General features: G+C 73.0%; 9 protein-coding genes. 8 read left to right on the plus strand and 1 reads right to left on the minus strand.

Features of this window, described 5'->3' with window-relative positions; translation table 11 throughout:
- Positions 1-162: 162 nt before the first annotated feature.
- A complete protein-coding gene (locus ABT085_RS41730) occupies positions 163-1,080 on the plus strand; it encodes an SGNH/GDSL hydrolase family protein (RefSeq protein ID WP_351620933.1) in 918 nt (305 codons plus the stop codon).
- Positions 1,081-1,195: 115 nt separating this feature from the next.
- On the opposite strand, the gene ABT085_RS41735 is transcribed toward ABT085_RS41730, so the two are convergent.
- Positions 1,196-1,879, minus strand: coding sequence for a hypothetical protein (locus tag ABT085_RS41735; RefSeq protein ID WP_351620936.1), 684 nt, complete (start codon positions 1,877-1,879; stop codon positions 1,196-1,198).
- Positions 1,880-2,176: 297 nt separating this feature from the next.
- Between ABT085_RS41735 and ABT085_RS41740 the strand changes: the two genes are divergently transcribed.
- The 7 genes from ABT085_RS41740 to ABT085_RS41770 all read left to right on the plus strand — a co-directional run.
- Positions 2,177-2,677 carry a PaaI family thioesterase gene (locus ABT085_RS41740; RefSeq protein ID WP_351620938.1) on the plus strand — a complete coding sequence of 167 codons (501 nt, stop codon included), beginning with the start codon at positions 2,177-2,179 and terminating at the stop codon, positions 2,675-2,677.
- Between the two features lie 168 nt (positions 2,678-2,845).
- Positions 2,846-3,961: an NAD(+)/NADH kinase gene (locus ABT085_RS41745; RefSeq protein WP_351620941.1), complete on the plus strand. Its 1,116-nt coding sequence runs from the start codon at positions 2,846-2,848 to the stop codon at positions 3,959-3,961.
- Positions 3,962-4,189: 228 nt separating this feature from the next.
- Positions 4,190-4,642 (plus strand): phospholipase, encoded by a 453-nt coding sequence (locus tag ABT085_RS41750; protein ID WP_351620944.1) that lies wholly within the window; start codon positions 4,190-4,192, stop codon positions 4,640-4,642.
- Positions 4,643-4,878: 236 nt separating this feature from the next.
- A complete protein-coding gene (locus tag ABT085_RS41755) occupies positions 4,879-5,253 on the plus strand; it encodes a sortase-dependent protein (protein WP_351620947.1) in 375 nt (124 codons plus the stop codon).
- Positions 5,250-5,867, plus strand: coding sequence for a class F sortase (locus ABT085_RS41760; protein WP_351620950.1), 618 nt, complete (start codon positions 5,250-5,252; stop codon positions 5,865-5,867). The genes ABT085_RS41755 and ABT085_RS41760 overlap by 4 nt, the downstream gene beginning before the upstream one ends.
- Positions 5,868-6,128: 261 nt before the next feature.
- A complete protein-coding gene (locus ABT085_RS41765) occupies positions 6,129-6,620 on the plus strand; it encodes an RNA polymerase sigma factor (RefSeq protein ID WP_351620953.1) in 492 nt (163 codons plus the stop codon).
- Positions 6,604-7,019, plus strand: a 416-nt coding sequence (locus tag ABT085_RS41770) for a hypothetical protein (protein WP_351620956.1), incomplete at its 3' end; no start/stop codon positions are given. The genes ABT085_RS41765 and ABT085_RS41770, both read left to right, overlap by 17 nt.

Consider the following 7,019-nt stretch of genomic DNA (forward strand, 5'->3'; position numbering starts at 1 on the left):
GGCGGGCAGCTCACCCGGCAACTTTCCCGGTCCCGAGCCCAGTTGACTCGTGCCGACCTCTGGTCCCGGCGACGTACCGACCGGTATACAAACCGAGTCGAACGCGCGAACACCGCAACGGCGCGGTGTGGCACGCCGACCTGGAACCTGGGGGAGCGCTCCATGAAGCAGCACGGCAGTCCGGCCGCACCGGCCCCGCGCCACCGCCGCGTCACCGCCCTGGGCGCGGCGCTCGGCGTCTGCGCCCTCGGCCTGGCCTCGGCCGCACCGGCCTCCGCCGACGGAGGGCACACCGGCCACGGCACGCGGTACGTGGCGCTCGGGGACTCCTACACCTCGGGACCGCTCATCCCCCGGCAGGTGGACGCGAACTGCGCCCGCTCGGACCACAACTACCCCTCGCTCGTCGCGGCGGCACGCAGGACGACCGCGTTCAAGGACGTGAGCTGCGGCGGTGCGACGACCGAGAACATGTGGAAGGCCCAGGGGACGAACGGCCCGCAGCTGGACGCGGTGCAGCGCGACACCGATCTCGTGACGGTGCAGATCGGCGGCAACGACGTCGGCTTCGGGAGCATCATCGCCACCTGCGCCCGGCTCGGCGTGACGGACGTGACCGGCAACCCGTGCCAGCGCTACTACGCCTCCTCCGGCACCGACCAGTTGACGCTCAACATCCTCGACACCGTGCCCAAGGTCGCCGCCGTGCTGCGCGCGGTGCACGCCAGGGCGCCGCACGCCCGGGTGCTCCTCGTCGGCTACCCGGACCTGCTGCCGGACGACGGCAGCGGCTGCTTCCCCTCGGTGCCGTTCGCGGCGAAGGACTTCCCCTACCTGCGGGACACCGGCAAGCGCCTCAACCTGATGCTGCGTCTGGTGGCCCTGCTGAACCGCGCGGAGTACGTGGACACCTACGGGCCCACGGTCGGCCACGACATGTGCAAGGCCCCGGCGGACCGCTGGATCGAGCCGCTCCAGCCGGCGTCCCCGGCCGCGCCCGCCCACCCCAACGCCAAGGGGGAGGAAGCCATGGCGCGTGCGGTGACCGCGGTCCTCGACTCGGGCCGCAGACACCACTGACCCGGCCGGATCCGCGCCGGACGGGGGCCCCGGCCCTCGCTCCGGCGCCGGGTCCGGCGCCCGGTGGCGTCTCCGGCCGGGCTCCCGCTCCGCCCGGACCCGCGTGCCGCGAGGCTCAGGCGGATTCCTCCCCGGATTCCTCCGCGGACTGCTCAGGCGCCGGGGCGGGCTCCTGGGCGTCGGGCGCCGAGTAGTACACGGACGTGCCCTGCTTGGTGCGCTGTGCCTGGCTCTTGGCCACCAGCCCTTCGAGCGTCGTGCGCACGACCGTCGTCTTGACGGAGCGCTCGGGGTGCTGCTGCCCCAGCGTGGTGGTGATCTCGGCGGCGGAGCGCGGTTCGCGCTGCCCGGTCAGGTGCGCGCGGACGATGTCGACGAGGGTGCGCTGGGCCGGCTCCGCGGTCTCCGCGGTCTCCGCCTTGGGCGCCGCCTTCCTGCGGGCCGACTTGGCGCCCTTGGCGCGCGGTGGGGAGCTCTTGCGCGCCTCCCGCGTGCGCCGGCCGGTGCCCGTTCCTTCAGTCGTCTTCTTGCGCGGCGCCGGCACCACTGCCGCGGTGTCGGCCTCGGCCTCTGTCGCCGTCTCCGCCTGTGTCCCGGCCGGCTCCGCCGCGCCGCCCAGGACCTGACGGATGCTCACCAGAACGGTGTGGTCCTGCTGAACCGAGGCCAACTGCTCCTGGAGCGCGGCAATTTCACCGGCGAGACGTTCCTGTTCCTTTACGTTGTGCTCCAGGTCGGCAGCCACCTGGGTGGCGTACTGCGAAGTCAGTCCGGTCGTGCCCGTAGTGGTTTCGGACATGCTGCTCACACCTCTTTCGTGGGCCCTCCGGCCCCGGTAGGCAAGCCGTGGGCGTATGCAGAACCAAATGTGCTTGCTCTTGGGGCTGGTGCCGTAAGAGTAGTGGCAATTACGGCCGCACAGCCGGTAGTAGAGATAGTACGGAACGCGACAGTGTGTCGTGTCCGCCTTGCATGTCCGGGAATCGCCTCGATGCGCTCCGGCCACCCCTGTCACGCCGCCTGGCTTCGTCATTGACAGTCAGCGGACGCGACAGCTAACTTCGCAGTACGAAGCCAGATGGAAAGGCAGTGCACCGTGGGACGGACACGTACGTACGAGTGGGACGACCCCGGCGTGACCGCGGCGGCCGCCGCGCGTGACGCCGGCATCGACTTCCTGCGCGCCATGCAGGACGGCCGGGTGCCGGGGCCGCCCATCCTCGCGACCGTGGACTTCTCGCTCGACGAGGTGGAGCCGGGACGGGTGGTGTTCTCCCTGATGCCGGGCGAGGAGCACTACAACCCGATCGGCAGTGTCCACGGCGGTGTCTACGCCACCCTGCTCGACTCGGCGGCGGGCTGCGCCGTCCATTCCACGCTCCCGCACGGCATGGCGTACACCTCTCTCGACCTGACCGTGAAGTTCCTGCGGCGGATCACGGTGGACACCGGCCGGGTGCGCGCCGTCGGCAGGGTCGTGCAGGCCGGACGCCGCACCGCCCTGGCCGAGGCCACGCTGATCGACGCGTCGGACCGGCTGCTCGCCCACGCCACCAGCAGCTGCATGCTCTTCCCGGTGTCCGCACCGCCGGCCTGAGAGCGGGTCCGCGGAGCCGGACCCGAGCGGCGCACACGAGCGAGGACGTCTCGGGTTACCCGGCGGCGTGGCGTTGACGCTGCGGGGCCGCCGCGCGGTGAGGATGGCAGCCGGTACGGGTACGGACGGATGCCGCGTCCGTCGCGGAGACTCGGCTCGGAGGCGGATGTGACGGTGCGTCGGGTCGGTATGGTCGTCCACGAGGGGCGCTCGGCGGCCGTCGACGCCGCACGGACCGTCCGCGAGTGGTGCGCCGAGCACGACGTGCAGTGCAAGGACATCGACGTGTGGCGGGACGGCGGGCGCCACAGCGCCCAGGAGGAAGTGGAGGCCGCGGGAGACCCCGACCTCATCGTCACCCTGGGCGGGGACGGGACGTTCCTGCGCGGTGCCCGGCTGGCCGCCGAGCACGACGCCCTCGTCCTCGGCGTCGACCTCGGGCGGGTGGGCTTCCTGACGGAGGTTCCCGTGACCGTGGTGCGGGCGGCGCTGGACGCCGTACGGGAGGAGCGGCTGACGGTCGAGAACCGGATGCTGCTCACGATGCGTGCCTCGCGCACGCTGGAAGTGCCCTCCGGCATGCACGAGCTGATGCGCTACGGGCGCGGTCCGATGCTGCCGCCGCCGCGCGTGCGCACCGACTGCGAGGCCGGTGACGACTGGGGCATCGCGCTGAACGTCGCCGCGCTCAACGACGTCGTCGTGGAGAAGCTGGCGCGAGACCGGCAGGTGTCGGTCGCCGTCTACATCGCCGGCCGGCTGCTGGCCTCCTACTCGGCCGACGCGCTGCTGGTGGCGACCCCGACCGGCTCGACGGCCTACAGCTTCGCCGCCGGCGGTCCCGTGGTCTCGCCCCGCGCCGAGGGGCTCGTGTTCACGCCCGTCGCCCCGCACATGGCGTTCAACCGCTCGGTCGTCGCCGCGCCCGACGAACCCGTCGCCCTGCGCGTGCTCGACCGGTCCGGTCAGGCCGCCGTCAGCATCGACGGCCAGCTGCGGGGTGTGCTCGACCCGGGGGACTGGATCGGTGTGTACGCGGCACCGCACCGGCTGCGGGCCGTGCGGCTGGGCCCGATGGACTTCTACGGCCGACTGCGTGAGCGCATGAACCTCACCGACGCCCCGGCCGCGGTGGCCGACGGAACCCCCGCCCCGCTCTGGCCGGTGACCACCCCGCCGCCGGGAGACCTCGCCCATCTGGCCCTGCCGCCCGCCCCCGGGGAGCCGGCTGCGGCCCCGTGCCCGCCGACCGCTCGCGATCCGCGTGACCCGTCGGGTGCGTGACCCGATTCTTGCGTCGGGTGGTCCGCGTGACCCGTCGGGCGAGTGACCCGATCCTTGCGTCGCCTGGACCTCGGGCGGCGGGCAGATCCCCCAAAACGGCTGCTCACATGACTTGTTGACGTCTCAACAGGGAAATCTTCAACAAGACCGTAGTCACGGCGGAATGGCCTTCGTATTGTCATGCACATGCGACCCGACGGGCGGGTCGCATGTGCATGGAGGTGTGGAATGCGCCGAAGACTTGCCACCGCTCTCGCCGGCTCGACCCTGGCCCTGGTCGCCGTCGTCGCCACCGCGACGTCCGCCGGCGCCGCACCGGCCGACAAGCCCCAGGTCCTCTCGAACTGGACGCAGACCTCCGCGTCGAGCTACAGCCTCTGGGCCGCCGCCCGCGCGAACCAGTCCGCCTGGTCCGCCTACGCGTTCGACTGGTCCACCGACTACTGCTCCGACTCCCCGGACAACCCCTTCGGCTTCCCCTTCAGCATGTCCTGCGCCCGTCACGACTTCGGTTACCGCAACTACAAGGCCGCGGGAACCTTCAGTGCCAACAAGTCCCGCCTGGACAGCGCCCTGTACGCAGACCTCGAGCGGGTCTGCGCCGCCTACAGCGGTGCCACGAAGACCGCCTGCGACGGCACGGCGTGGACCTACTACCAGGCGGTCAAGGCCTTCGGCTGACCGACGGCCCGGGCGGTCGAGGGCCCGGGCCGCCGCACCGAGGGTCCGTCCGGGGCGGCCGGCCGCCGACCCTGACGGCGAACGAGTGCGGGGTGTCGAACACGAGCCGCCCCGCACTCCGACGACTTTGCCTTTCCTTTACAACCTGCTCTTCGGGCGACTCGTCTCTCTGCGCGATGTGAAACCCGGCCCGCCGGACCTCTCCGGTCGGGCGGACCCACGAGAGAGAGCGACCCATGCGCCGAACTGTCCTCAGTACTCTGGCACTTGCGAGCACAGCCGTGCTGGCGAGCACCGTGCCCGCGTTCGCCGACGGGCGGAGCCCGAGCCCGGTCCCCAGCCCCGCTTCGACCGTGGACGCCACCCCGAGCGCCGTCCCCAGCGCCGTGCCGAGCGCCGCCCCCCGTCCGGTGCCCAGCACCGCGCCGACCCGGGCCGCGGCGCCGGGCCAGGTCAGCCGCGTCCCGAACGGAGCGCCCGACACCGGCGTGACGTCGGCGTCCACCTCGTCCGGCGAGGAGGGCGCGGTGATCGGCGGCGGCGCCGCTGCGCTCGCCCTGGCCGGCGGGACCGTGCTCGTCGTGCGTCGCCGGCGGGCGAACGGAGCATGACCCCGCTCTCCAGGCGTGCGTTCGCCACCGCGGCGCTGGTCTCGTTGCTCGCGGGCTGCGCCGGGCACGACACGGACCGGGGCACGGCGGCACACCCGACGGCCACGCCCCCCCCCGCGCGGCTGTCCGCGCGGGCGGCCACGGCAGCACCGCTCGGGCGCTCGGTCCCGGTCGGGCTGCGGATCCCGGCGATCGGGGTCGACACCCCGGTCATGCAACTGGGCCTGGCCGCGGACGGCACGGTGCAGGTGCCCCCGATCACGGCACACGACCGTGCGGGCTGGTACCGGTACTCGCCGACACCGGGCCAGGTCGGCCCGTCGGTGATCCTCGCCCATGTCACGGTCGGCGCCTACGGGGACGGGGTCTTCCGCCACCTGGCGGAGCTGCGCCGCGGCGACCGGATCGAGGCACGCCTGGAGAACGGCAGGACGGCCGAGTTCACCGTCGAGTCCGTGCGGACGGTCGCCAAGGCGGACTTCCCCGCGGACCAGGTCTACGGGGACGTGGACCGGCCCGAGTTGCGGCTCATCACCTGTGGTGGCGCCCGTACCGGTGACGGTTACCTCGACAACGTGATCGTCTTCGCCGCGCTGAGCGCCACGAGTCCCTGACCGGCACAACCGGCCTCCGGCCCTGGTCCACGGCGACGGTTTCCGGACCGCCGACCGAAGACCGCGGGCCGAAGACGCCGGACCGAGAGCCCCGGACCGGTGGAACGCACACCACCGGTCCGGGGTCCTCCTCCACGGGCCATCCGGCCCGAGCCACCCGGCCGGGCCCGTACGGTCACCGGGCCGACCGGACGACCCCTCGCCCCGGGCCTTTCGAGCCCCGGACCCCCACAGCCACGACAGTCACGACCATGGAGAGCGTTGAAACGGACCCGCGACAAGGCAGCGTCGGAGCTGTTCGCCGCCGTCTACCCGCGCCTCGCCGGCTGGTGCCGCCGCCTCGTCGACGACGACGGGACGGCCCACGAGATCGCCTCGGAGGCGTTCACCCGCCTCTGGGCCCGCTGGACGTCCGTGGAGGAGCCCCGGGGCTTCCTCTACGTCACCGCGGCCAACCTCGTGCGCGACCACTGGCGCAAGGTGGAACGCGAACGCAGAGCCGTACGCCGTGTCACCTCCGAAGCCGCCGTCCGGCCGCACGACGAGCAGGCCGACCCCTCGGTACGCCTGCTCGTGCAGGCCCTGCCGGAGCGACTGCGCGTGCCCATCCTGCTGCACTACTACGCTGACATGCCGGTCCGGGAGGTGGCCGCACTGACCGGACGCAAGGAGGGAACCGTCAAGGCCGATCTGCACGCGGCCCGAGAACTGCTCCGCGCCCACCTGAGGAGAAGCCTTGATCACAGCCTCTGACGAGGGTCCGGACTTCGACCCCGACGACCCGCTCGCCGTCATCCTGAGGCCCGCCCCCGAGTACCTCGGGCCGCCCCCGGGCCGGTACGAGGCGATCCGCCGCAGCGCGGGCCGCCGCCGACTGCTGCGTGCGGCGGCCGGGTTCGGTCTGACCTGCGCCGCCGCGGTCCTCGTCGCGCTGCCGCTGCATCCGAGCACGCCCGAGGCGCCCGTGTCCCCGGTCGTACCGCTGGCCCCGCCGCCCGCGGGCAGTCCCAGCGCCGCGCCCGAGGTCACGGCGTCGCCCGCGCCGGTCACCCCGCACGCCTCCCCGACCGCCCGGGACGGGACGTCCGCCAGGCCCACCACCCGTGACATCCCGACGCGCCAGCGGTCGGCCGTACCCAGCGCGTCGAGCGG

Origin of the sequence: Streptomyces sp. NPDC002265, assembly GCF_040296125.1 — a bacterium.
Taxonomy (GTDB): Bacteria; Actinomycetota; Actinomycetes; order Streptomycetales; family Streptomycetaceae; genus Streptomyces.

What these genes read in the sequence shown, in the direction of transcription:
- ABT085_RS41730 (WP_351620933.1), top strand. Translation starts at nt 163, where the DNA reads ATGAAGCAGCACGGCAGTCCGGCCGCACCGGCCCCGCGCCACCGCCGC.
- ABT085_RS41755 (WP_351620947.1), top strand. Translation starts at nt 4,879, where the DNA reads ATGCGCCGAACTGTCCTCAGTACTCTGGCACTTGCGAGCACAGCCGTG.
- ABT085_RS41760 (WP_351620950.1), top strand. Translation starts at nt 5,250, where the DNA reads ATGACCCCGCTCTCCAGGCGTGCGTTCGCCACCGCGGCGCTGGTCTCG.
- ABT085_RS41750 (WP_351620944.1), top strand. Translation starts at nt 4,190, where the DNA reads ATGCGCCGAAGACTTGCCACCGCTCTCGCCGGCTCGACCCTGGCCCTG.
- ABT085_RS41735 (WP_351620936.1), bottom strand. Translation starts at nt 1,879, where the DNA reads ATGTCCGAAACCACTACGGGCACGACCGGACTGACTTCGCAGTACGCC.